This is a genomic window from Salinivibrio siamensis (assembly GCF_001996005.1).
In the GTDB taxonomy this organism is placed as follows: Bacteria; Pseudomonadota; Gammaproteobacteria; order Enterobacterales; family Vibrionaceae; genus Salinivibrio; species Salinivibrio siamensis.
This window is the reverse complement of sequence record NZ_MUFB01000027.1, coordinates 1-24,499: the sequence shown is the minus strand read 5'-3', so window position 1 is coordinate 24,499 and position 24,499 is coordinate 1. Positions and strand designations below refer to the sequence as shown.

Genomic DNA, 24,499 nt, shown 5'->3' with positions numbered 1-24,499 from the left:
TCGACACTAACAAAAACGGCTCACCGATGCAGCGAGCCGTTGTTGATTACGGATAAAACCTCAAACGTGGTTAGACTTTAAAGGCCTCAATTTTATCTTTGAGTGATTGTGCACTTTGTTCAACCATCTCTGCCGTTTCATGCAGCTCAGACGCCACTGTCACCGATGCCTGGACCAAATCTTTAACATTGGTGAGGTTTTGGTTCATCTCACCGGCTACTGACGCTTGTTGTTCCGCCGATGAGGCGATTTGGAAGTTCATGTCATTAAGCGATTGGATTTGCGTGACGATTTGCTCAAGCTCTCCGCCAGCCTGGCTCACTGACTCGACGCCTGTCTTGGCCTCGGAAACACTGCGATCCATCAAGCCCACCGCTTTTTGCGCACTTTGCTGCAACTGGGTGATCATATCTTGAATTTCCACCGTGGCTTCTTGGGTGTGTTGCGCCAGCTTGCGTACTTCATCCGCCACCACCGCAAAACCACGCCCCGTATCGCCCGCGCGTGCGGCTTCTATCGCGGCATTGAGTGCCAGTAGATTGGTTTGCTCTGAAATTCCTTGAATAGTGACCACGACAGTACCGATTTTCTCCACCTGGGCATCGACCTGCCCCACGACCTGGGATGACTCGCTGATGTCATTGGACAGCTCATTGATGGTTTTGATGGTACTGCTCACGTGCTCTTGGCCACTGTTCGCCTGTTGGCTAGAGGTTTCGGTCGCTTTGGCCGCCTCTCGAGTATGCTCAGCGACGGTTTGCACGGTCGCACTCATCTCACTCATCGCCGAGGCAAGCTGATCCATCTCAGAGAATTGCTCTTGCGATGACTCTTTGGTTTCCGACATGCTGATCGTCATAATCTCAGCCAGAGAAGAAAGATCATCCGACGCTTGGCGCTGCGCGTTAATCACATCCACCAATTGCTGACGCGATCTTTCCAGCTCACGCGCTAAATCACCAAACTCGTCCCGGCTATTCATCTCAATCGGTTCACTGAGATCACGGTTGGCGAGCGCCCGAATTCTATCGGTAAGATAATTAATTTGCCGCAGCATAATATTGGAGCCGCCCAGCAAAATAACCATGAAAGAGACAATCATCAGCGCGGTTTGCCACGCGACCTGAATCATATAATCTTGGTAATACGCCTGCGCCTCAGACGTCGGTTGTGATGCCACGAGCCACCAATCACTGCTGCCTACGGGCACGGCATAGCCATGACGGCCACCGTCATAAACGGTATAGCTAAACGCGCCTGACTGATTGAGAAACAAGTCAGCGACATCGGTTCCGGTGCTTTCATCCGGCACGCGCAACGCGTCAAACTGGCGCATTGAAGGGTGAGACCAGACCTGGCGAGTGGTGCCATTGACCAAATATAAATACGCCCCTTCGCTGAATTCGGCGTTCATGGTATCCACCGCCTCTCGCATCAAGCGTTCCCCATCAGGCTGATCGATGAGGGCACCTGTCATTGCCGCGCTGGATCGCGCTAATTCTTGGGTCTGATTCAGGGTGAACTCAATCACGGACTGGCGAAACGTGTTCGCATCCCACATCTGCTTACCGACCAGAATAATAGTACTAAAGACCATGAGAATCACGAGTTTTGGGATCAAGCGCAGATTGGTAACGGGTTTTTCCCACGCATAAAAGGTATGTTTAGCCATAATCCTGAAAGCTCCATGTCCGTTATTAAGCCAACTGACTGCAAAACGGGCGATTATTAATACTGAGTGATGTTATATCGGCAAACGTCATCCTCACTGAATCCTTGTTTACCGTATTTGTGAAATTTGCCCATAAACAATGCCCATAATGATAAGTTAATCAAATTATCATCACGCACCTTGCCTGTTTATAACGTAAAAAAGTGCCAAATATATTGATCCTAGAGGCGGTTTTATCGAATCGCCTCAGACATTGAAACTGGATACTCAAGCAAGGTAACCGCATAAAGGCACACATAAAAAAAGCAACCTCCAGGTTGCTTTTTATCACTCTCGTTCGCTTACTCTTGCCAATAAGGAGTAAGACGCAATCCCGTTTGACGGCTTTGCGTCATCGCATGAAACAGTGACTCTTCTTTACGTGCCAACCACTTCTCTGCTTGTTTTTTATCCTCTTCATCGTCAATCTCGACCACTCGCTCACGCACCGGCTCGAGCAAGCGAAGCTCTTCAATGCCTTGCAACATATCGAGCCAAGGCAGGCGAAAGGCTTTACGCCGACTTTTGTCATACAGAGAGGCCAAGCAAGTGCCTAGCAACAAATTGCGTTGCAAGCGAGGGTATTGGTCAAAGTAGTCGTGCCGCGTCAGTGGTTTAGTTTCATCAAATGCATCAAGCAACTCGTGCCAAGACTCTGGCAGTGCTTTATCGGCCAAACGTTGAATCGGTTGGGCAAGCTTATCCGCCGCTTTATCATCTAAAAACGGTTGCCAACCTTTCGAGAGGATCCAGCGACTTAAATCGAGCAGTAAATTGCAATACCGCGATGTATGTAGCAGCGCGACAATGTCCTCTCGTTCAGGCAACCTCGCTTGTTCGACCTTCAAGCTTTTCACCAAGGTTTTTCGCGCGTTTAATTTACGCAGATATTGGCCTTTGTCTTCACACAGCCGGGCATTCGTCCGAGCATCATCGAGCCACGCCAGTTCACCCTCAAACCATTGCAGCTCTTGACGGAGTAAACTGCTTGCTCGGCGCGGCACCACACTGCCGAATAAGACAAACGCCTGTCGGATCAACAAGACGGCATAGCGAATTTCTTGTAACGCCTCAAGGGACTCACGCTCAATGTAGATTTGCTCGTGATAATGCCAGTGATTCAACGCATGCTCAAGGATCCGAATCAGGGCTTTTTCTTGGCTATCATCAGCGCCGAGTTTAACGATGGATAAGGCTTTAACCGGATCACCCTGATAGCCGGTTGCCAGGCGGTAGCCACGCGCCGCCTTGCTCAAATTTCCGAGGCGTAGGCCACCTTCATCCGCCAGGCTGCGTGCCAGCGAGAACAAGGCATCGGTTTGTCCGGAAATCAGCTCCAGCTCCACCTCAGAAATCACATCCTTGTCGCCGGCTTCGGTAGAGACCTCGCCTTGATCGCTCGCCAATTCGATTTGGCTACCGTCATCCGTTGCTAACAGCCATTGCTGACGCACAAAATCGGTGGAAAACAACGGCTGGAGAGCTTGGCTCAGTGCATCAACATCCAGATCATCGGGCCATGCATCGACTGGGATCAAAGAAAGATCAGGTTCAGGTCCGTTAAGCTCGGCGTTGTATTCTGGGCGCTGATGCAGCCCAGCCACGACCCGACCTGCCGTTTTGAGAGTTTGAATGTACACACCATCAAAACGACATACCCGCAAACCGATATCGTGTTTGCGTAGGGTAAAATCTGGCGTATCGAAGTAGATGTTTCCCAGCTCACGCTGGCTTTGCTGTAGCTGTTTTACACTGACAATTTTATCGCGAATGCGATGAGAAAAGTCAGAAGAGACAAAAAATTTGAGCTCTATCTCAGTGTCCATACGGTTACCTATAGCCAATTGCCTGACAAGGATATGAACAATTGATCCTGTCGGCAAGCGCTATCACTACCAGGCTTGATCACGCGCACTGAGGCAGAGATCACAAAAGCTATTTCTTTAGCCTATGTTCTGCGCTACCATCGCCGCTCCGATATACCATCGTTGAACTTTTCGCCTCTCTTTTTTGCCCTCTGGGCTCGAGGCAACCAGGTAGATTACGGCTATGCCAGTCAATACAATTGTTGGGCTATTTGCAAAAAGCCCTATTAAACCACTGCAGCGTCACGTAAATCGTGTAAACGATTGTTGTGAGTTACTGATCCCCTTCTTTCATGCTTGCGAGCAACAAGATTGGGATAAGGCAAATCAACTCCGTCAGCAAATCTCAGATATTGAGAAAGATGCTGATACCCTAAAGCGCAATATCCGGCTTAAGTTACCACGAGGTCTCTTTATGCCCGTCGATCGCACGGACATGCTCGAGCTCCTCACCCAGCAAGACAAGCTGGCAAACTTAGCCAAAGATATTGCCGGCCGCGTGATAGGCCGTCAGCTTCGTATGCCCCCCTCAATGAATGATGCCTTTATCGCCTATGTGCAGCGATGCTTAGATGCTGCCGCGCAAGCACGCCGCGTGATCAACGAGCTTGAAGAGCTACTTGAGACTGGCTTTAAAGGGCGCGAAGTCACCTTAGTCGCCGAAATGATTCATCAGTTGGATGTGATTGAAGACGATACCGATTCTATGCAAATCCAACTTCGCCAAGCATTAATGGCCGTTGAGCAGGAGTACAATCCTGTTGACGTCATGTTCTTGTACAAAATCCTCGAGTGGGTCGGTGAAATTGCTGACCAGGCGCAACGTGTGGGTGCGCGCTTAGAGGTCATGCTTTCCCGTTCCTAACCGAGTGATGTAACAACAAGGTATTACAATGGAAATCCTGATGAATCACGGGACCATACTGATCATGGTCGCCGCGGCTTTTGGTTTTTTAATGGCGATTGGTATTGGTGCCAATGACGTCGCGAACGCGATGGGCACGTCTGTGGGCTCAAAAGCACTCACCGTGAAGCAAGCCATTATTGTGGCGATGATTTTTGAATTCGCCGGCGCATATTTAGCCGGTGGTGAGGTCACAGACACCATTCGCAAAGGTGTGATTGACACCAGTTTTTATGCTGATCAGCCGTTGGAATTAGTCTTTGGCATGATGTCCGCGCTACTGGCGGCTGGCTCCTGGCTATTACTTGCCTCATTCATGGGTTGGCCCGTCTCCACCACCCACTCTATCATTGGTGCGATTATTGGTTTTGCCTGCCTATCGGTTGGCGCAGATGCAGTCGATTGGCATACGGTGCAAGGCATCGTTGGCAGTTGGATTATCACCCCTTTTATCTCTGGCTTGTTCGCTTACTTTATATTCTTAAGTGCACAACGACTGATTTTTGATACCGACCGCCCTGTGCTTAATGCCAAACGTTTCGTGCCGCTTTATATGTTTCTCACCGCGTTTATTATCGCGATGGTCACCATCAAAAAAGGTCTCAAACATGTTGGCCTCCACCTCACGACCTTAGAGTCCGTGAGCGCCTCCATCGTGCTCTCTGCCATGGTGATGTTTTTTGGTGTTTATTACATTTCTAGAAAGTATCGCGGCGATGAAAATCAAGGGTTTCAGGGGGTTGAGCGGATATTTAGCCTATTGATGGTGGTCACCGCCTGTGCGATGGCCTTCGCACATGGTTCGAATGACGTGGCCAATGCCATTGGTCCGCTATCGGCCATTGTGGCCACGGTACAAAACCTCGGTGCTGTAGCGGAAAAAGCACAAATCGCCTGGTGGATTTTACCGATGGGTGGCGCGGGGATTGTACTCGGCCTTGCCACCATGGGACACAGAGTCATGGCGACCGTGGGCTCGGGCATTACTGAGCTTACCCCAAGTCGTGGTTTTGCCGCGCAACTGGCGACCGCAAGTACGGTTGTGCTCGCCTCTGGCACTGGCCTCCCTATTTCAACCACACAAACCTTAGTCGGCGGCGTTTTGGGCGTTGGCTTTGCCCGCGGTATTGCCGCACTCAACTTGGGTGTGGTGCGTAATATTGTTGCCTCATGGCTGATCACCTTACCCGCGGGGGCCTTGTTGGCTGTGATCTTTTACCAAGTGATGACCTCGCTATTTGCGTAACAAGCGCCGGTGATGTCAAATCACAGTCAAAAAAAGGGGGGCATGGCTCCCCTTTCTTTTACGCCTATGGCACTATGCCCAGCAAAGCCGATGTGTCCCACACTGAAATTATGCAAAGGACCCCAGACGTGAAACACCTGTATTCTGCTCTCGTATTGCTGTTCGTTCTCGTTGCCGCGCCTCGAGCGATGGCAGAAAACTATATTTCTGATGATTTGTTCACTTATATGCACTCAGGCCCGGGCACACAATATCGTATTATCGGCAGTGTCGATGCGGGTGATAAAGTCACTGTGCTAAAACGCAATCGCGATGAGGGCTATACCCAAGTAGTTGATAGCCGTGGCCGTAAAGGCTGGGTAAAAAGTGACTACGTGACCACTCAACCTGGCTTAAAAGAACGCGTGCCGGCGCTAGAATCAGAGCTGAAAAAGGTAAAGTCCGCGCTGGCCAGTGCAAAAGATGATGCTAAAGCACAACAAAAAGGCTTGGCTGAATCCCTTAAACAGCGCAACGCGCAGATTGAGAAGCTGGAAGCACACAGCAGCGAACTCAATAAAAAACTGATTGATGCGCAAAGCGAAATCCGTGCTTTACGCGCCAAAATAGATACCCAAAAAGATGATCTTCTGATGCGTTGGTTCACCTACGGTGGCATGGTAGCCGGCGGTGGCTTACTGTTTGGCTTGGTGCTGCCACATCTTATCCCACGTAAAAAACGTCGCCGCGACGGTTGGGCATAATCGTGAATGAAAGGCTGCATTGGCAGCCTTTTTTATTGCGATCCTGATAGCGGCCTTTTAAGCACACGGTGGGCGTGCTGCTAGGCTCTATGTATACTTAAACCCATTCGCGACACAAACGTGATTGTGTCTTCTCTTTGTCATTAAGGAGTTTGGTGTGGAACATTATCTTGTCGGCGGTGCTGTACGTGATGCGCTATTAGGCTTGCCGGTCACAGATAAAGACTGGGTAGTGGTCGGTGCCACCGTCAAACAAATGCAAGCAGCCGGCTACCAGCAAGTCGGCCAAGATTTCCCCGTCTTTTTACACCCCACCACACACGAAGAACACGCCCTCGCCCGCACTGAACGAAAATCAGGCCAGGGCTACACCGGGTTTATTTGCGACTTCTCGCCAGATATCTCACTGGAAGCGGACCTTCAACGCCGCGATCTCACCATCAACGCCATCGCCCAAGATGAAGAGGGCAGCTTGATTGACCCGTATGGCGGTCAGCAAGATTTACACAACCGCATTCTACGCCATGTCTCGCCCGCCTTTAGCGAAGACCCATTACGGGTACTGCGCGTGGCACGGTTTGCCGCCCGTTTTGCGCCACTCGGCTTTACCATTGCCGATGATACCTTAGCGCTGATGAAAACGATGGTCGCCAAGGGCGAGCTCGCCCACCTCACCCCTGAGCGGGTTTGGCGCGAGTGGGAAAAAGCGCTCGGCAGTGATTGTCCCGATGTGTTTCTTGCTGTGCTGCGCGATTGTGGTGCCCTTGCCGTGGTGCTTCCTGAAATCGACGCCCTGTACGGCGTGCCGAATCCAGCCAACTGGCACCCTGAAATCGATACCGGCATCCACACGGAAATGGTCAGCCGTTATGCCGCCTCATTGACCGATGACAAAAGCATCCGCTTTGCCGCACAAGTCCATGATCTCGGTAAAGCCCTCACCCCTGCCTCTATTCTGCCTGGCCATCGCGGCCACGGTGATCGCGGACTGCCCGTTATCAAAGATCTGTGCGAGCGACTACGTATCCCTAACGCCTATCGGGATCTGGCCTTGGTGGTCAGTGCGCACCACTCCAAAATTCACAAGTGCGATCAACTCAGCCCTGAGCATTGGGTGGCGCTATTTAATCAAATCGATGCGTGGCGCAAACCCGAGCGGGTCGAGCAATTGGCCTTGGCGTGTTTAGCTGATGTGCGTGGCCGCAAGGGACGTGAAAACTATCACTATCCACAAGCCGATGCCTTACGCGAGCGCTTTGCTTGCGCGCAACAGGTAGAGGTTAAGCCGATTGTCGACGCCGGCTTTAAAGGGGCGGCGATTCGTGATGAGCTGCATCGTCAGCGTATTCAAGCGGTAGCCGCGTGTCCGGCGCCCGCCTGCCCCGATGCGGTTAGCGCGTCGCGTTAACGGAATTCACGCGCGGCCACCGACAAGGTGGTGAGCGTCGGGGTCAGATCAATCAACTTACCGGCAATCACGTGCACCACCTCGCCCTGTCGCTCGACAATGCCATGCACTTTCAACACCTTGGCTTGCATAAAAGCACGGGATTGCGCCCGTGCCGTCCCCGCCCAAACCACCACATTGATATTGCCCGTATCGTCTTCCAAGGTGACAAAGGTTACGCCACTGGCGGTGCCGGGGGACTGCTTGCCCGTCACCACACCCGCTACCGCCACCCAGCTTTGTGGCGCACACTGTGATAACTCAACACCACGGGTAAAACGCCCCAATGTGCCGGCTTGCGCCATCAAACGAATGGGATGATCAGTGAGCGACAGCCCCATGGCCGCGTAATCTTCAATCACGTTCTGCCATTGGGAAGGCGAGTGAGGCAACGCAACCTCATCGTCACTGGCCGCCAGTAGCGGCAGTTGCCGCTGCTGATCCATCAGTGCCCAGCGCGCCTGATAGCGATTGCCAGCCAGCGTCGCCAATGCACCGCTACTGGCTAGGGCTTGATAGGCATCGCGGTCAAGATGAATCTCTTGCAGTGCCGATAAACACGCAAACCCCGTCTCTGGGCGATGGGCCAGCAATCGGTCTATTGCCGCCGCACTCAACCCTTTGACTAATCGCAATCCTAGCCGCACGCCCCACTGATCGCCGATCTTTTCTAAACAATGATCCGCCCCCGAGTGTTGCACACAAACCGGCCACACAGGCACTTGGTGGCGCGTGGCGTCTTGCATCAATTGTGACGGTGAGTAAAACCCCATCGGCTGGCTATTGAGCAAGCCGGTATAAAACGCGGCGGGATAATAATGCTTTAGCCACGCTGATACATAGGCCAAAACCGCAAACGAAGCCGAGTGGCTCTCAGGAAAGCCATAATCACCAAACCCACAGATTTGCCGGTAAAGCTGCTCGGCAAAGTCGGCGCGATAGCCTCGCGCGGTCATCCCAGCGATCAATTTGTCGCGAAACGGCGCCAGTCCGCCCTTTTTTTTCCAAGCGGCCATCGCGCGACGCAGCTGATCCGCTTCCCCACCGGAAAAGCCGGCCGCCACCATCGCCAGTTTGATCACCTGCTCTTGAAAGATAGGCACCCCAAGCGTGCGCGCCAGCACTTGCTCAACCGCTTTGGACGGGTAGCTCACCGCTTCTTCCCCATCACGGCGCTTTAGATACGGATGCACCATGTCACCTTGAATCGGACCGGGGCGGACAATGGCAATTTGAATCACCAAATCATAATAACAAGCCGGTTTGAGCCGCGGCAGCATACTCATTTGTGCCCGTGACTCAATTTGAAACACTCCCACGGTATCGGCTTTCTGAATACGCGCAAACACCGCCGGATCGTCGCCTTGTTGGGTGATCGCCGCCAAACTCAAGCGAGGGCCACCGGTTTGGGCAATCAAATCAAAGGTACGCCGAATCGCAGTGAGCATGCCCAGCGCCAGTACGTCGACTTTCATCAGATGCAGTGTTTCCAGATCGTCTTTATCCCACTGGATCACCGTCCGCTCTGCCATCGCCGYATTTTCCACCGGCACCAACTCATACAAAGGCCCATCCGCAATCACAAAGCCGCCGACATGCTGAGAAAGGTGGCGCGGAAAACCGATCAATGTCTGGGTAAGCGACAGCCATTGTTGGCTTTTCGCGCTTTTAGGATCGAGGCCCAAGTGCTGAAGTTGCTGCGTCCAAGGCTGGGTTTTATCGCGCCGATTGAGGTTTTGAATAAAAAAATCAATCTGGCTAGCGGGGATCGACAACGCTTTGCCCACATCGCGCAATGCACTTTTCAGCCGATAACGGATCACGGTTGCCGCTAAGGCGGTCCGCTCTCGGCCATATTTTTGATACAAATACTGGATCACTTCTTCACGGTGCTGGTGCTCAAAGTCCACATCAATATCCGGCGGCTCGTCGCGCTCTTTGCTAATAAAGCGCTCAAACAGCACATCGACTTTGCATGGATCCACCGCGGTGATCCCTAAGCAATAACACACTACCGAGTTCGCCGCCGATCCGCGCCCTTGGTATAAGATCCCACGCGATTGGGCAAAGCGCACCAGATCGTAAATGGTCAAAAAGTAATACGGATAATCGAGCGCCTCGATAAGCGCGAGCTCTTTTTCAATGATGGCTCCCACGTCACGAGGCACGCCCTTAGGGAAGCGCTGCTGTGCGCCTTGCTTGACCGCCTCACGCAGATAGGCCATCGCAGGCTCGCCAGTCGGCACCACTTCTTTGGGGTAGCTGTATTTCAAGCTCGCCAAGGAAAACTGACACTGAGCGGCAATGTGGGCACTTTCCGCCAGCCACTCAGGGGGGAATAGAGAGCGTAGTTTAGACAGCGGGCGTAAGGCGCGCTCTGCATTGGGTAATAACGTCCTTCCCAATTCAGCGACAGGCTGGCGATGCCGAATCGCCGTTAAGGTATGATGTAACACCAGTCGCTCAGGGTGATGCATCAACACATCACCACACGCGGTCACGCGAAGCTCATACTGGCTTGCCAGCATGCGACAGTGTGCCAGATACGGATGGTCATTATCCGCTAGATCGCGCCGCACGGCCAGATACAAGCGCTCGGCATGATAACGCAGCAGCCATTTTGCCCAGTGATGATCACTCTCCGTACCATGAGGTAGCCATAGCACCAAGCCATGACGCACCGACATTAAGTCCCACTCGCTCAGCTGGTAGTCGCCTTTGTGACTGCGCCGCCGCGCATTGGTGATAATCCGACACAGCTCTTGGTAAGCCGCTTGGGTAGGACACAATAGAACAACATCTAACGCCTGCAGGCGAAAGCGACTGCCAATGATCAGCGAAAGCTGCGGATAATCACGCTGGGCTTGATACGCACGCACCACCCCAGCGACCGAGCATTCATCAGTGATCGCAAGCGCTTGATAGCCCAATGCTGCCGCTTGCGCCACCAGCTCTTCCGGGTGTGAGGCGCCCTCAAGAAAGGAGAAATTGCTGCAACATACCAGCTCGGCATACGTACTCATCGCTTCACCGTCTAACTAAACCAGCCGTGTAAAAACCAGGTTTTTTCTGGCGTGCGAAACACCCACAGCCATTGTTGCTGGGCGTTTTGGGCAATAAAGTAATCGCGCTGGATAGGCGTGTCTTCCCACCACCCCGTGACAATCCGCTCCGGCCCTTCACGTAAGGTGACCTTACCCACCAGTGGTGTGGGTTGCGGCAGCAATAAACTTGGGCGTGGACGCGTGGGTGCCGAGGCCGTCGGTGTCGCACTATGATGATGGGGGACATGTTGGCTGGCCGTCTCGGGACGGTGATGATCTACATACGCTAACCGCATAACCGCCTCCTCCCCGAGTCGGGCTGCCAGTGTCGCGACCAACTCATCACGGTTTTGCTCGCCTTGCTGCGCGCTAAAGAGATCGGTTTGTCCGGGTTGGTGGCAATCAATTTGCGAAGCCGTCACACTCACTGCCGTCACTGGCTGGCTCACTTGCCATGACGCCAGCCGTAAACGCACCAATGCCATCCAGCGCTCGACGTCTTTCTCGCCATGCGCGGCCATCACCGGCAGGGGTTCTTCACATCCATCACGCAAGCTAAAGCCCAACGTTAACGCAGGCGTGCAGGCACTACGCTGCTCAAGAAAGCGGCACAGTGCCGAGACGAGATTCTCGATAATGGGCAATAAATGGGCTTGCTCACTGAGCTCAAACAATAAAACCCGTTGCTGAAAAAATTGCAGCGGTGGCTGAAAATAACGCAGCGGCGTCGGCTGGGCGCCACTCACTTCAGCAAGATAATCCACCACAGAGCGCGGAAAACGTCGCGTCAGCGAAGCGGTGGGCAAGGCGATAAGCTCACCTAACTGAGAGAGGCCCAGACGCGTAAACTGGGTTTTCACCGTCTCCGGTAAAGGGGCTGCGGTCAACGGCACTTGCTGCAAAGCCGCCTGTAAGTGCTCGGGGTCGATACTAACCTTGCCCGCGTGGCCATACGCCATAAGCTCGGCGGCTCGCGGCGTTTCGCCCACCCCAGCTTGATAACGGATACCACTTTCCACCAGCGTTTGAGTCACGGCCTGCCATAGCGGGAGAAACCCCTGATATAGCGCCAACATCGGTGACACGTGTAGCCATAAACCTTTAGGGGGATTGAGGCTGATTTCCGCGACCAGCGGATAAAGCTGTGTGGCGAGCTGCTCAAGCGCGGACTGCTCTTTCACGGCGCAATAAGGATAGACTGCGAGCTGATGACAAATAAGCGCTGCTGCCCCTAATCCCATACCGGTATTCAGACCGTGCGTGCTAGCCGCCACAGAGAGCTGCACTAAACGGCCTTCTTGCTCGCTGACCAGTCCCACCGCTTGCGCCGATGACGGCGCATAAAGACTATCTAACAGCAAGCTTGGGCAATGCAGATACAGCCACAATGACATCACGCTTGCTCCCGCTGTTGCCGTGAGGGAAAGGCAAGCAAATTCTCAGCATTGCTCGGCCAGGTCACCAACGCGGGCCATTGCTCGCGCCAATCGAGGGTAAACGGGGCCGGCGGCCATTGGCCGCGACAATAACGCACCGTAACCGTCACGCCACATGCAGAAGGCGCCAGCGCCACGCTTAGATCAACCGGCAAGGTCAATGAATACGTCTGCTGGCGGCGCAACAGCACCACCGCACATTGACCATGTTCGGCCGCCAGTTTTAGGCGCTTCACTTGCCCCAGCGTGAGCGAAGATGGCCATAACACTACCGCCTGACACGCGCCACTGCGCGCCGCTTGCTCTGCCGCCCACAGCGCATCCTGATCGCTTTTGGGAGACACCAACAAGGTGTTGTCGGTTGAATAGCCTTGCTGATGTAGCATCGCTGCGTTGAGTCCAACCGGTGGGCGGATCCACGCCACCTGCTGACCGCTAGCGTGATACAACGCGGATAACACCAGCCGCAACTCACCGACGCCATAATCACTGATAATATCCGTCACCCCTGGAGACGGGAGGCCGCCGAGGCGCTGATCAAAGGCAGTGTAACCGGTCGCTTGTTTATCGGGTAATTCCGCCATTAACGGCCGCTGACTAGCACGCCATAGGCCGTGTTGCTGAGCTAATTGGTCGAGTGTTTTCATCATCAAAATACCTGTATATATATACAGTATATTTAATGAAGGCATCGCTGCAAGAAAAGAAAACAGCACAGAAGCGAAACAGAGAGTTTGCCATCACAACGCCCCCAAAGGGTGTAGGACCACACAGTCGCTAAGGTGTTGTTTAATAAGTTTTATTATACAGTGCAACCAGGTTAGACAGGCTGGAGAGCAATAGGAAATTAAAAGACGAGGGGGGTTAGCAAGACAGCTTTTACCCGACAGCAAACGGTATTATATTTCGGCGATGGGGGTATTGACGGATTGCGAAGAAGCGAGCATCACTTGGTTACGTCCACGGTCTTTCGCGCGATACATGAGAAGATCAGCGGCATGGATCAACGCATCTAACTCTAGTTGCTTTATCTCCTCCACCACATCGCTAGAAACAATCGCGCCGATACTCACGGTGACACGAATATCCGCGCCGCCAAATTCAAACACCGTCTCCGCAATATCACAGCGAATGTGATTGGCCATTTCAATTAAAGCATCTAAATCTTGGGTAGGACATAAGATACAAAACTCTTCCCCACCTAAACGCGCCGCTGCCCCTTTTTTAACAAACCGCTTCAGGTAACTTGCCAAGTGTACCAGCACTTTATCGCCTTGCATATGCCCGTAGGTATCGTTGACCTGCTTGAAATGGTCAAGATCAATCAAAATCAACCCCATTTCCTGTTGACGGCTCAGCTTAGGTTTTAAACGGGTAAAATAGGTTTCAAGTCCACGGCGATTTAACAGCTGTGTCAAAGGATCGGTATTGGCGAACTCTCGCAAACGGGCATTGGCTCGGCGCAATGCGACCGTGCGTTTATACACCATACGTTTAAGAATAAAGATATAGGTCACCGCGCCTAACAGCATCACCAGTACAATGCTAGGAATAAGCCAGGCTGGATAAGCCTCGACGCGTTCGGTATTGACCCACTTTTGCTTGATGCGTAACAGCTCTTCCGCCGGTATGTTACTCATTCCCTCGCGAACTTGCGCGAGCAAGGCTTGGTTGCCTTTGGGCACCGCCGCATAAATCGGGCGTGTGTAAAGGATTTGCTCTGCGACAAACGTCAATGGCTTATCAAAGGTGAGCATATAAAAATTAGCGACTTGGCTATCCGCCACTAGCGCATCAATCTCACCACTGAAAGCGGCGTCAAATAACCGCTCATTATTGGCGTAAGTCTGTTGTTCAACGTCCGGATAATGCTCGGTGAGATAGCTTGACTCATAACTGCCTGCAACAACACCGACTGCCTTACCGCCGACAAGCGTATCTGTTTTGGTGCCGCGCGCTTCATTGCGGATGTATAACGAACCATCAATATTAAAAATAGGCGCAACAAAATCGAGGTAGTCCTCGCGTTCGGTGGACTTCAATAACCCCGCATGAACACGGTTACCGCCTTCTTTCATATAAGCGAGCGTGTCGGCCCAATCGAGTAACACAAATTGTACGGGCTCATGATTATATTGGCCGTAGGCTTGCCAGAAGTCGACCAACAAGCCTTTTGGTTGGCCATCATCAGACAAGTAGCTGTAAGGCTTCCAGACCGAAGAATGAGTGGCGACTAAAATATCTTTTTCTTCTGACAGATAGGCGTCGTCAGCCCATGCAAACGTACTCACATACGTGCAGGCCAGGAGCAGCATCCCTGTCAAAAGTCGAAAAGTGCGCGCAAACATTATTAGACAGTCCATTCAAAGAGTCTTGATGGTAGATAAATTCTAAGGGAACGCAAAAGACTTAATAAAAAAGCATGATCCAGTTCAAATTGGAAGTTAGATCACATCAGAAAGCATGCAAATGGCCACTGATGGCCGATAAAAGCAGCAAAAAGGAATACGTCGTATGGTAAAGGTGGAAACATCAACAGAAAGCGTAATCATGATAAAAATATCTTGATTCACCAGTGTGCTGTCATCGGGTTGTAATGATTTAAATCGTCAGCTGTGGTAAATTTACGCGCCCCAAAGGAAGGGAAGACTCATGAGACAGGAGCACTATTGAGTGCTTTATTGTCAATGAAGCCTTTATTGCCCGTGATCAACACAGATCACCGCAGACAATCTATACTCACGATCGATAAACAGTGACGTCACCACAGCAACCCTGGCTGCGGTAACGTCATTGCAAAATGCAAAAAATTCGCTTTCACAGCCACTTAAGTAGTAAAAGTGCGTGGTAAAATTACACTTTTCGGTGTGTTGTGAGAAAGCATCAGGCTTATGTTTCAATTTTTGACCGGAGAAATGTGTCGATGAAAAAGACCAAAATCGTATGTACGATTGGCCCAAAAACCGAATCTGAAGAGATGCTTACTCAGCTTGTTGAAGCTGGCATGAATGTCATGCGCCTTAACTTCTCACATGGTGATTACCAAGAGCATGGTACGCGTATCGCCAACTTGCGTAATGTGATGAAGCAAACCGGCAAACAAGCCGCTATCTTGCTGGATACCAAAGGTCCAGAGATCCGTACGGTAAAACTGGAAGGTGGCGACGATGTGCTACTGGAAGCCGGTCAAACCTTTACATTCACCACAGATACCTCTGTTGTGGGCAATAAAGAACGCGTCGCCGTGACCTACGCTGGTCTGCCGCAAGATTTAAAAGCGGGTGATACAGTACTGGTTGATGATGGTCTACTTGAGATGGAAGTACTAGAAACGACTGAAAAAGAAGTGGTTTGTAAAGTACTCAACAACGGTGAGCTCGGCGAAAACAAAGGCGTTAACCTGCCAGGCGTTTCTGTCAGCTTGCCTGCGCTGGCTGAAAAAGATAAATCGGATCTGAAATTTGGTTGCGAGCAAGGCGTTGATTTTGTTGCTGCCTCATTTATTCGTAAGAAAGAAGACGTAGAAGAAATCCGCGATCTATTGGCGCAAAACGGCGGTAGCGACATCAAGATCATCTCTAAAATTGAGAACCAAGAAGGTGTCGACAACTTTGACGCTATCTTGGAAGCATCTGACGGCATCATGGTTGCTCGTGGTGACCTCGGTGTAGAGATCCCCGTTGAAGAAGTGATCTTCGCGCAGAAGATGATGATCGAAAAATGTAACCGTGCACGCAAGATGGTTATCACGGCGACACAAATGCTCGATTCGATGATCAAAAACCCACGCCCAACCCGCGCAGAAGCAGGTGACGTGGCCAACGCTATCATGGACGGCACCGATGCGGTGATGCTGTCAGGTGAATCAGCGAAAGGGAAGTACCCATTAGAAGCGGTGAGCATTATGGCACAAATCTGTGAGCGCACAGACCGTCAAATGTCTCCAGCCTTAGGCTCTCGCCTTGATAGCGACCGCCTACGTATCACCGAAGCGGTCTGTAAAGGCGCGGTCGATACCTCTCAAAAGCTCAGTGCCCCGTTGATTGTGGTTGCGACTGAAGCAGGTAAGTCAGCGCGCTCAGTGCGTAAGTACTTCCCAACCGCGAACATTGTTGCGGTCACCACTAACCCGAAAACAGCCGCTCACTTGTGTCTGACCAAAGGGGTGACACCTGTGATGATCGAAAGCATCGATAGCACCGATGAGTTCTACCGTCGTGGTAAAACCATCGCGCTAGAGTCAGGCTTAGCGAACAAAGGCGATATCGTGGTCATGGTCTCAGGCGCACTCGTGCCGTCTGGTACCACCAACACCACCTCTGTGCACGTTCTGTAATAAGACGTTTACTGCAGACCTAAGCGGTTTTTACAAACCATCACGCCCCGACTCGTTCGGGGCGTTTTTTTATCACCCGTTCAGTGGCATGATAAAAGAAGGCACAGCAGGAAGCGCAATGAAACCAACCAAAGCACAAGAAGCCATGGCGCATATTTGGGCAGCAGTATTAACCCGCCAGCTCACATTAACACCGAATGCGCACGGCAATTATTCACTCACCGTCGCCACCTTATGCGAACAACTTGGTTTAACCACAGCAACGGCACGTGATGGCTTGCATTTACTCGCCATGGCGGGACGCATCAGCTACCAACCCCAACTCGGATACCAGTTAATGCCCTTAAGTCAGGCAGACTGGCAACCTCTCGCGTCTGGCATACAGGCAATGGTTGGCGCTTTCATGGATAGGCTGCCACCTCGGTTGGATGAGCCGACCTCATTGACCCTACTGGGTTTACTGCACAGCCTACAGAATCTGCCAGCCAAGGATTATCGTGACGTCGCGGCCGTGGCGCACTGGCATCAGCAGCTTCATTACACGCTCTTTGCCGGGATCAACCCGTATCTCGCAGACGCAATACAGCCGCTTGTCGCCCAGCATTTACGCTACCTCACTCATCCTGATATCGGCTTTGAATTTGCAACCAGTTGGCAACGCTTAATGCCAGTGTTGCGCGGGCTTGTCTCTGCGCGACCGCAAGCTCACAGCCGCGCTTATCAACACTATTGGCTGGGGCTAAATACCATGGTCGAAGACAGGATCGGCACTTTTACCAGTGGACAATTTCTTTGAAGTGGGTTTTTATCAATACCGCTAACGGTACCAAATAGATGGCACTAAACTTGACGGCCATCACCGCCAAGGTCAGGGTGGTAACGCGTACTAGGCACTTATTGATTGTTTGTAGTAATGGGTGACTCATCATCATTTCAGTCTAAAGCGGGAAGTCTGTTCAAAAATCAGGCAATAGTTTACAAATTAATCAATAAATCGCAAGCGCCAATCACGCCTGTTATCATCACCCCCCAACAGGCGGCGACTAAGCTGCTGATTTAGTGTGACTGCAGAGAGCAAGATGACAAAAGCATTGACCATTTTGGATATCGCCCGCTTAGCCGGGGTGGGAAAATCAACCGTATCTCGTGTGCTAAACGATGATCCACGGGTCAAAGACAGCACACGCGAGAAAGTACAAGCCGTGATCGATCAGCATGGCTTTATGCCCTCTAAATCCGCACGTGCGATGCGTGCACAACGCAGTGGCGTCGTGGGGGTGATCGTAGCGAAACTCAGCTCCAATTCAGAAAACACTGCACTGACTGGCCTGCTCAATACCTTGTATGCCAAAGGCTATGACGCCGCCATCATGGAAAGCCAATTCTCACAACAAAAAGCACAAGCTCACCTTGATGTGCTGAAACGCCGTAATGTCGACGGTATTATCTTTTTTGGTTTTTCTGGCTGTGATCTCAACGCGCTAGCGCCATTCGCCCCTAACTGTGTTGTGCTAGCCGTCGATAGTGATCAATACGTTAGCGTCAGCTATGACAACCAAGGCGCGGTCGCACAAGTGATGGATCACTTTTATCATCAAGGGTGTCGACATATTGCTTTCTTAGGGATTGATGAGCGAGATGAAACCACAGGTCTCGCCCGCTCTGATGCCTACCAGCATTTTTGCCAAACCCACCAGATCTCACCACGACTACACCGCTGTGAGATGAGCTTGCATGCCGCCTACAACGCCACAGATAGCCTCATCAATACACAGACCGATGCCATTGTTTGTGCGTCCGATACCCTCGCTCTGGGGGTCGCGAAACGCCTACAAACACTTGGGCGAGAAGACATCGCTATTGGCGGCATTGGCAATCACGACATGCTACGCTTTATGTTTCCACGCGCCGTCAGTGTGGAGCTAGGTTACCACCAAGCAGGGCAACATGCGGCCGACTTGCTACTCAAGCAGCTGGATGACGACGATCCCGTGGTTAGCCACTGGACACAACCTTGCCACCTGGTGACACCCTAACCTTCAACCAACACCAAAAATCAGGCAGTTACAAATTTATGTGTGATGGTTTTCAAACAATGGGAACGATTCCACTGATAATTGGATTAGTACGATCCATAATCAGTGGGAACGTTACCAATGAATACCCTACAGCAATACAGGATTGCTTATGAGCCAGATAGATAAAAAGGCCATTGACCAATTGGTCACGCATATTGGCGGCAAAGACAACATCGCCACCGTTAGCCACTGCCTAACCCGTTTACGATTCGTGCTAAACGATCCGGAAAAAGCGGACGTGGCTGCGATTGAAGCGCTCCCCATGGTCAAAGGCTGCTTTACCAGCGCCGGTCAATTTCAGGTGGTGATCGGCACCAATGTCGACCAAGTGTACGCCCTACTAGAAGAACAAACCGGGGTGGAAGGCCAGTCAAAAGACGAGGCCAAACAAGCCGCGCGCCAAAATATGAGCCTGACTGAGCGTGCCATCTCACACCTCGCGGAAATTTTTGTTCCCCTTTTACCCGCGATTATCACCGGTGGTCTAATCCTCGGCTTCCGTAATGTGATCGGCGATATCCGCATGTTCGATGGCAAAACCCTGACCGAAATCAGTGAGTTTTGGGCCACCGCTCACGGCTTCTTATGGCTGCTTGGCGAAGCCATCTTCCACTTCCTGCCTGTCGGCGTATGTTGGGCGACGGTGAGAAAAATGGGCGGCACACCCATTTTGGGTATCGTGCTAGGTATTACCCTAGTATCGCCACAATTGATGAACGCTTACCTTATCGGTAAAGAGATGCCTGAAGTGTGGGACTTTGGCTGGTTCTCAATTGAAAAAGTCGGCTACCAAGCACAGGTGATCCCAGCCATGTTTGCAGGGATGGCTTTGGCATTTATTGAAACCCAGTTAAAACGTATTATTCCAGATTACCTTTATCTTGTGGTGGTGCCGTTTGTCGCGCTGCTCACCTCAGTGGTACTGGCGCACACCCTTATCGGTCCCTTTGGGCGTGAAATCGGCAACGGCGTCGCCTTCTTGGCTCGCACGGCGATGACCGGTGATTTCGCCTTTATCGGCGCAGCGCTATTTGGCTTCCTCTATGCACCTTTGGTGATTACCGGTGTTCACCACACCACCAACGCGGTGGACTTGCAGCTGATGCAGGAAATGGGCGGCACGCCTATTTGGCCGCTGATTGCCCTGTCCAACATTGCACAAGCCTCGGCGGTGGTTGGCATTATTTGGGTCAGCAAGAAAGAAAACGAACGTGAAATCTCTGTGCCCGCGGCGATTTCCGCCTACCTTGGCGTGACAGAGCCGGCCATGTACGGGATTAACCTACGTTACAAATTCCCAATGCTGTGCGCGATGGTTGGCTCAGCGCTGGCCGCCATTGTGTGTGGTCTTTCCGGTGTGATGGCCAACGGTATTGGTGTCGGGGGCCTACCAGGCATCTTATCTATCCAGCCACAATTCTGGGGTGTTTACGCAGTCGCGATGTTAATCGCCATCTTGGTGCCAATCGCACTCACCGCCTTTATGTATCGCCGCCAGGCCAGCAAAGGCAAATTGGCGGTCGTCTAATTCCCATTCCGTCCGCGGGGAGTACGCTCCCCGCTTTTTTAGCGTTAAGAGAGACATTATGCACGCACATCCCTGGTGGAAAACGGCCACCATCTATCAGATTTACCCGAAAAGCTTCCGTGATACCACACAAACAGGGACAGGTGATCTGCCGGGCATTATCGAAAAACTGGACTATTTTTCGACCTTGGGCATCGATGCATTATGGCTAACCCCCATTTATGTATCACCACAAGTCGATAACGGCTACGACATTGCCGATTATTACGCGATTGACCCCAGCCTAGGCACCATGGACGACTTCGACACCCTGCTCGCCGAGGCACATAAGCGCGATATCCGCATCATCATGGATATTGTGATTAACCACACCTCGACCGAGCACCCCTGGTTCCAATCCGCGCTGACTGGTAAAGACAGTCCCTATCGCGATTACTACATCTGGAAAGATCCGGTTAACGGCGGTGTTCCTAACAACTGGCAATCAAAATTTGGTGGTAGCGCGTGGCAATGGCACGAACCCACCGGCCAGTATTACCTCCACCTATTTGCCACCGAACAGGCCGATCTTAACTGGGAAAATCCTGAGGTGCGGGCAGCCGTCAAAGACGTAATGGCCTTTTGGGCCGAGAAAGGCGTGGATGGCTTTCGCCTCGATGTGATCAATTTGATCTCCAAAGATCAGTCTTTTCCCAACGATCATCAAGGCGATGGTCGCCGTTTTTATACCGATGGTCCCCGCGTCCACGAGTACTTGCAAGAGATCAGCCGGGATATTTTTCAGCATTACGGCAGCGTCACCGTGGGCGAGATGTCTTCAACCACTCTGGAGCACTGTCAGCAATACTCCGCGCCGGATGGCAAAGAGCTCTCCATGGTGTTTAACTTCCACCACTTAAAAGTCGATTATCCGGGCGGCGAGAAGTGGCGACTGGCGCCGTTTGACTTCTTGGCCCTAAAACAGCTTTTCCGCACTTGGCAACACGGCCTGCATAATCAAGGTTGGGGCGCACTGTTTTGGTGTAACCACGACCAGCCGCGTGTGGTCAGCCGCTTTGGTGATGACCGCCACTATCGGGTCGCGTCCGCTAAAATGCTTGCCACTGCGATTCATATGCAGCAAGGCACGCCTTACGTGTATCAAGGGGAAGAAATTGGCATGACTAACCCTAGCTATCAGCGTATCGATGACTATCAAGACGTTGAGAGTCGCAACATGCACCGTCTGCTGTGCGACCAAGGCATGCCAGAAGGGGAAGTGCTGGCCATTCTGGCGGCACGCTCGCGCGATAATTCACGCACGCCTATGCAGTGGGACAGTTCAGCAAACGCCGGTTTTACCACAGGTACACCGTGGCTAACGCCTGCGCCTAACTATGTTGACGTCAATGTCGACACCGCACTGGCGGATAAAGACTCGGTGTTCTATCACTACAAAAAGCTGATTTCCCTGCGTAAAACCTTACCCGTGATCCGTGAAGGCGATTATCAGGACTTGTTGCCTGACCACCCACAACTGCTCGCCTATCGTCGCGACAATGGCGATAGCCAACTGGTGGTGGTGTGTAATTTTTATGGCGAACCGGTCACGGCGACCTTGCCTCTCGCCCCGGCCCCGAACGCAGACTTGGTCAGCCATAATTACCCAGAAACCAAGCCCTTAATGCCAGAAATGCAACTGGCACCCTATGAGGCCTTGGTGTATTTGATTAATCCTGCTTAACCGACACAAAAATGGCACGCCTTGGCGTGCCATTTTATCAATACACATTACCAGCTAAAAAAAGGTTGTGCCAAGAAAAGTATAGATTTAAGTGATGAAGGATACTTTGAGAGTTTTTTTCAATTCGGCGCGGTAGCACACACCAAAACATGAACAAAGATTTGATAAAAGTGATTTGCACTGTGTGTGCAGCGACCCGAATTACAGTCACAGCTTTGTGCAAACGGTGAGCTATAAACACACGCTGCAGCACAGCAAATTAGAGTTATAGCAGGGCACTTTTGTGAAACAGAAGCGCATTTTTGTGGCTGTGGTTCCCGCGCGCGGATCACGAAAACAAATCGACTCTCGCAAAACTGTGCCGATATTTATTGCCAGTGCACGAACGCTGATTGCGGTCACCAGTTCGTCGCGTTCTCTCACTACCACAGCCCACTTTCGCCAAGCACGAAAACAACCGATGAACTCGCCAGCGCGCTAATCAAATCACTCACGCCAGAGCGCCGCAAAGACTTGCATAATCAGTTGTCATTGTTTTAAATTTACTTTACGCCAAATAAAACAAGGGGTTGCTGTGGAAAAAAGTGAAACAGATACTGAAATTGAAAAATTACAAAAAAAGATAAAGTGTTCTTGGTGGGTTGCTGCCACTAGTGCACTTCTAGTGATTGGCTTTTATTTTGGCAGGTTTGTAAACTCAGGTGCCAGCTTATCCCTTGATACTACTATATGGGGCGGCTTTGGTAGTTACTTTGGTGGTATCTTGAGCCCCATTGTTGCTTTGTTCGCATTGTACTGGCTAACACAGTCTGTGCTAATACAGAAAAAGGAATTATCCGAAACACAAGAAACGTTAAGAAAAACTCAATTATCGCACTATCAGCAGACAAAAACGCAAGAGAAGAAGCGATTCGAAGATACATTCTTTTCACTTTTAGATCAATTTAATGCGATATCTAGAGAAATGGGTGATGTTAATAATAGTCTCTATTCGCATCTGACTCAAATGATGAATACCGAATTCTGTCCTAGTGAAGAAACTTCAGGGTTTGCCTTTCTTGCATCGAAAGGCAATTGTATAGAATATAGGGATTTTAGCTTTAACTTTTCCAAAGGGGGACAAGTAACGCTTAACGATTTGAGTCATTATTTCAGAGTTATTTATCATATTTTAAAGTTTGTTGAAAGCGCTGAGTGTTCATCGGAAAAAGTTATTTATAATGGTAAATTCTATACCAATATACTCAGATCTTTTTTAGGTCAGAAAGAAACTGTTTTGCTGGCTTTTAACTGCGCGGTAATGGAAAAGAGTGACCCATTTTATAATTATAGAAGGCTGATTGAAAAGTACGAGATGTTAGAGCATATGACCTTTAACCATAGATGGATAGGGCTTTGTATGATTTACAATAAAAGCGCCTTCGGTGCTAATGAAGATGCTCAAGGTTACTATGAGACTATGGATGAACTCGGCTTGTTTTCACCTATTGAGATCCCACGGAAGGTTACTCTGTCTTCTGCCATTATATGGAAGCTGACTCCGACTGGTAAAATAAAAAGCCAACAAATGTAGTGATAAACTTACCTAGCCAATCGATTCCGAGCAGCGCAAAGACTTACATACTCAGTTGATATTTGATAGGACGTTTAAGATGAATAGGTCAAAAGTAATAATAGTACTCTCTTTGGTTATAAGTTTAACCGGTTCTGGATATGCTCTTTTTAAAAAGAGGACAGAGATTAATGAGATCAATAGTATGGTCGCAGCTTTGACCAATGCATCTTCGGGTCTAGATCCCCTTGATTCGGTTGCCTCGATGTCACATTTGAAATTTAGTACTGATGCTTACAATACTATTATTGAGCAACTCGAAGAAGGGATAAATAAAGCAGAGTCGCAGGGAAACAGTCAGGCTCTCATAAGAGCGAAGCTTTCAGCCCTCGAAGAAAGAATTGAAGAAGTCGACGCGCGGAATATTGGGATTAGACAGTCAATCAACCCTATGAATCCTGATGAGATTCTTAAAATATCCCGTCTTAAAGATGAGATAGAGCGTATTAGTAGGGCCCAGATACAGCTACAAGAAAGTCTGACTAATGAAAGAAAAAGGATAAAGTCTAATGTGGCAAAAGAAATTGATGTTTTGAAGAGCACTTTGGATTTTTATGGAAATTTAATTCTTGCTCTGCTTCCTGTTATATCTACGCTTGCGTATTACGCCATATCAAAAAGCAAACATTGAAAGGAGCCTATTGGGACGGCGTATCGATAAAGCTATAGCATAGGTCTAGAATCCACGCTATAGCTTGGTTTTAACCACTATTATTTATTATAAATCTCGTCTTAGCTTCCTTACTTTATTAATGGCGCTTTCAACCACACTCATTGCTTTTCTTCTCGCCTTCATAGCCTTGCTTTTCTTCTCGCCTTCATAGCC

18 protein-coding genes are annotated in these 24,499 nt (G+C 50.8%); 12 read left to right on the top strand and 6 right to left on the bottom strand.

From position 1 onward, the window contains the following. Window positions 1–70: 70 nt before the first annotated feature. Window positions 71–1,672: a methyl-accepting chemotaxis protein gene (locus BZG73_RS12930; protein WP_077668510.1), complete on the bottom strand. Its 1,602-nt coding sequence runs from the start codon at window positions 1,670–1,672 to the stop codon at window positions 71–73. Window positions 1,673–2,013: 341 nt separating this feature from the next. Further along, on the bottom strand, window positions 2,014–3,537 hold the full coding sequence (locus BZG73_RS12925) for a CYTH and CHAD domain-containing protein (protein WP_077668509.1): 1,524 nt from the start codon (window positions 3,535–3,537) through the stop codon (window positions 2,014–2,016). Between the two features lie 223 nt (window positions 3,538–3,760). Between BZG73_RS12925 and BZG73_RS12920 the strand changes: the two genes are divergently transcribed. The 4 genes from BZG73_RS12920 to BZG73_RS12905 all read left to right on the top strand — a co-directional run bounded on the left by BZG73_RS12920 (window position 3,761) and on the right by BZG73_RS12905 (window position 7,877). Further along, complete coding sequence (locus tag BZG73_RS12920) at window positions 3,761–4,441, top strand: TIGR00153 family protein (protein ID WP_046074245.1); 681 nt, start codon at window positions 3,761–3,763, stop codon at window positions 4,439–4,441. A gap of 28 nt (window positions 4,442–4,469) precedes the next feature. Then, the gene (locus BZG73_RS12915; protein WP_046074246.1) at window positions 4,470–5,726 is read left to right on the top strand and encodes an inorganic phosphate transporter; all 1,257 of its coding nucleotides are present in this window, start codon (window positions 4,470–4,472) and stop codon (window positions 5,724–5,726) included. A gap of 128 nt (window positions 5,727–5,854) precedes the next feature. Then, window positions 5,855–6,469: a TIGR04211 family SH3 domain-containing protein gene (locus BZG73_RS12910; RefSeq protein ID WP_046074406.1), complete on the top strand. Its 615-nt coding sequence runs from the start codon at window positions 5,855–5,857 to the stop codon at window positions 6,467–6,469. 157 nt (window positions 6,470–6,626) lie between these two features. After that, window positions 6,627–7,877: a multifunctional CCA addition/repair protein gene (locus BZG73_RS12905; protein ID WP_077668508.1), complete on the top strand. Its 1,251-nt coding sequence runs from the start codon at window positions 6,627–6,629 to the stop codon at window positions 7,875–7,877. Here BZG73_RS12905 and BZG73_RS12900 read toward each other — a convergent pair. The 4 genes from BZG73_RS12900 to BZG73_RS12885 all read right to left on the bottom strand — a co-directional run bounded on the left by BZG73_RS12900 (window position 7,874) and on the right by BZG73_RS12885 (window position 14,687). After that, window positions 7,874–10,939, bottom strand: a complete 3,066-nt coding sequence (locus BZG73_RS12900) for an error-prone DNA polymerase (RefSeq protein ID WP_077668507.1) — start codon at window positions 10,937–10,939, stop codon at window positions 7,874–7,876. The genes BZG73_RS12905 and BZG73_RS12900 overlap by 4 nt on opposite strands. An 11-nt stretch (window positions 10,940–10,950) precedes the next feature. Further along, complete coding sequence (locus BZG73_RS12895; protein WP_077668506.1) at window positions 10,951–12,354, bottom strand: Y-family DNA polymerase; 1,404 nt, start codon at window positions 12,352–12,354, stop codon at window positions 10,951–10,953. Beyond that, window positions 12,354–13,046 carry a translesion DNA synthesis-associated protein ImuA gene (imuA, locus tag BZG73_RS12890; RefSeq protein ID WP_077668505.1) on the bottom strand — a complete coding sequence of 231 codons (693 nt, stop codon included), beginning with the start codon at window positions 13,044–13,046 and terminating at the stop codon, window positions 12,354–12,356. The genes BZG73_RS12895 and imuA overlap by 1 nt, the downstream gene beginning before the upstream one ends. A 249-nt stretch (window positions 13,047–13,295) precedes the next feature. After that, a complete protein-coding gene (locus BZG73_RS12885) occupies window positions 13,296–14,687 on the bottom strand; it encodes a transporter substrate-binding domain-containing diguanylate cyclase (RefSeq protein ID WP_158075309.1) in 1,392 nt (463 codons plus the stop codon). A gap of 632 nt (window positions 14,688–15,319) precedes the next feature. Here BZG73_RS12885 and pykF point away from each other — a divergent pair. The 8 genes from pykF (at window position 15,320) to BZG73_RS12845 (ending at window position 24,304) form a co-directional block, all read left to right on the top strand. Then, window positions 15,320–16,732, top strand: a complete 1,413-nt coding sequence (gene pykF / locus BZG73_RS12880) for a pyruvate kinase PykF (protein WP_046074251.1) — start codon at window positions 15,320–15,322, stop codon at window positions 16,730–16,732. Window positions 16,733–16,850: 118 nt separating this feature from the next. Continuing rightward, on the top strand, window positions 16,851–17,528 hold the full coding sequence (locus BZG73_RS12875) for a hypothetical protein (protein ID WP_077667020.1): 678 nt from the start codon (window positions 16,851–16,853) through the stop codon (window positions 17,526–17,528). 283 nt (window positions 17,529–17,811) lie between these two features. Further along, a complete protein-coding gene (gene treR, locus BZG73_RS12870) occupies window positions 17,812–18,768 on the top strand; it encodes a trehalose operon repressor TreR (RefSeq protein ID WP_077638654.1) in 957 nt (318 codons plus the stop codon). 151 nt (window positions 18,769–18,919) lie between these two features. Then, the gene (treB, locus tag BZG73_RS12865) at window positions 18,920–20,338 is read left to right on the top strand and encodes a PTS trehalose transporter subunit IIBC (RefSeq protein ID WP_046074254.1); all 1,419 of its coding nucleotides are present in this window, start codon (window positions 18,920–18,922) and stop codon (window positions 20,336–20,338) included. 58 nt (window positions 20,339–20,396) lie between these two features. Beyond that, window positions 20,397–22,061, top strand: a complete 1,665-nt coding sequence (gene treC, locus BZG73_RS12860; protein ID WP_077668503.1) for an alpha,alpha-phosphotrehalase — start codon at window positions 20,397–20,399, stop codon at window positions 22,059–22,061. Window positions 22,062–22,319: 258 nt separating this feature from the next. Beyond that, window positions 22,320–22,601, top strand: coding sequence for an ogr/Delta-like zinc finger family protein (locus tag BZG73_RS12855; protein WP_327295202.1), 282 nt, complete (start codon window positions 22,320–22,322; stop codon window positions 22,599–22,601). A 34-nt stretch (window positions 22,602–22,635) separates the two neighbouring features. Continuing rightward, window positions 22,636–23,634 (top strand): putative phage abortive infection protein, encoded by a 999-nt coding sequence (locus BZG73_RS12850; protein ID WP_077668502.1) that lies wholly within the window; start codon window positions 22,636–22,638, stop codon window positions 23,632–23,634. Window positions 23,635–23,713: 79 nt separating this feature from the next. Beyond that, window positions 23,714–24,304: a hypothetical protein gene (locus BZG73_RS12845; protein WP_077667023.1), complete on the top strand. Its 591-nt coding sequence runs from the start codon at window positions 23,714–23,716 to the stop codon at window positions 24,302–24,304. The last annotated feature ends 195 nt before the right edge of the window (window positions 24,305–24,499 follow it).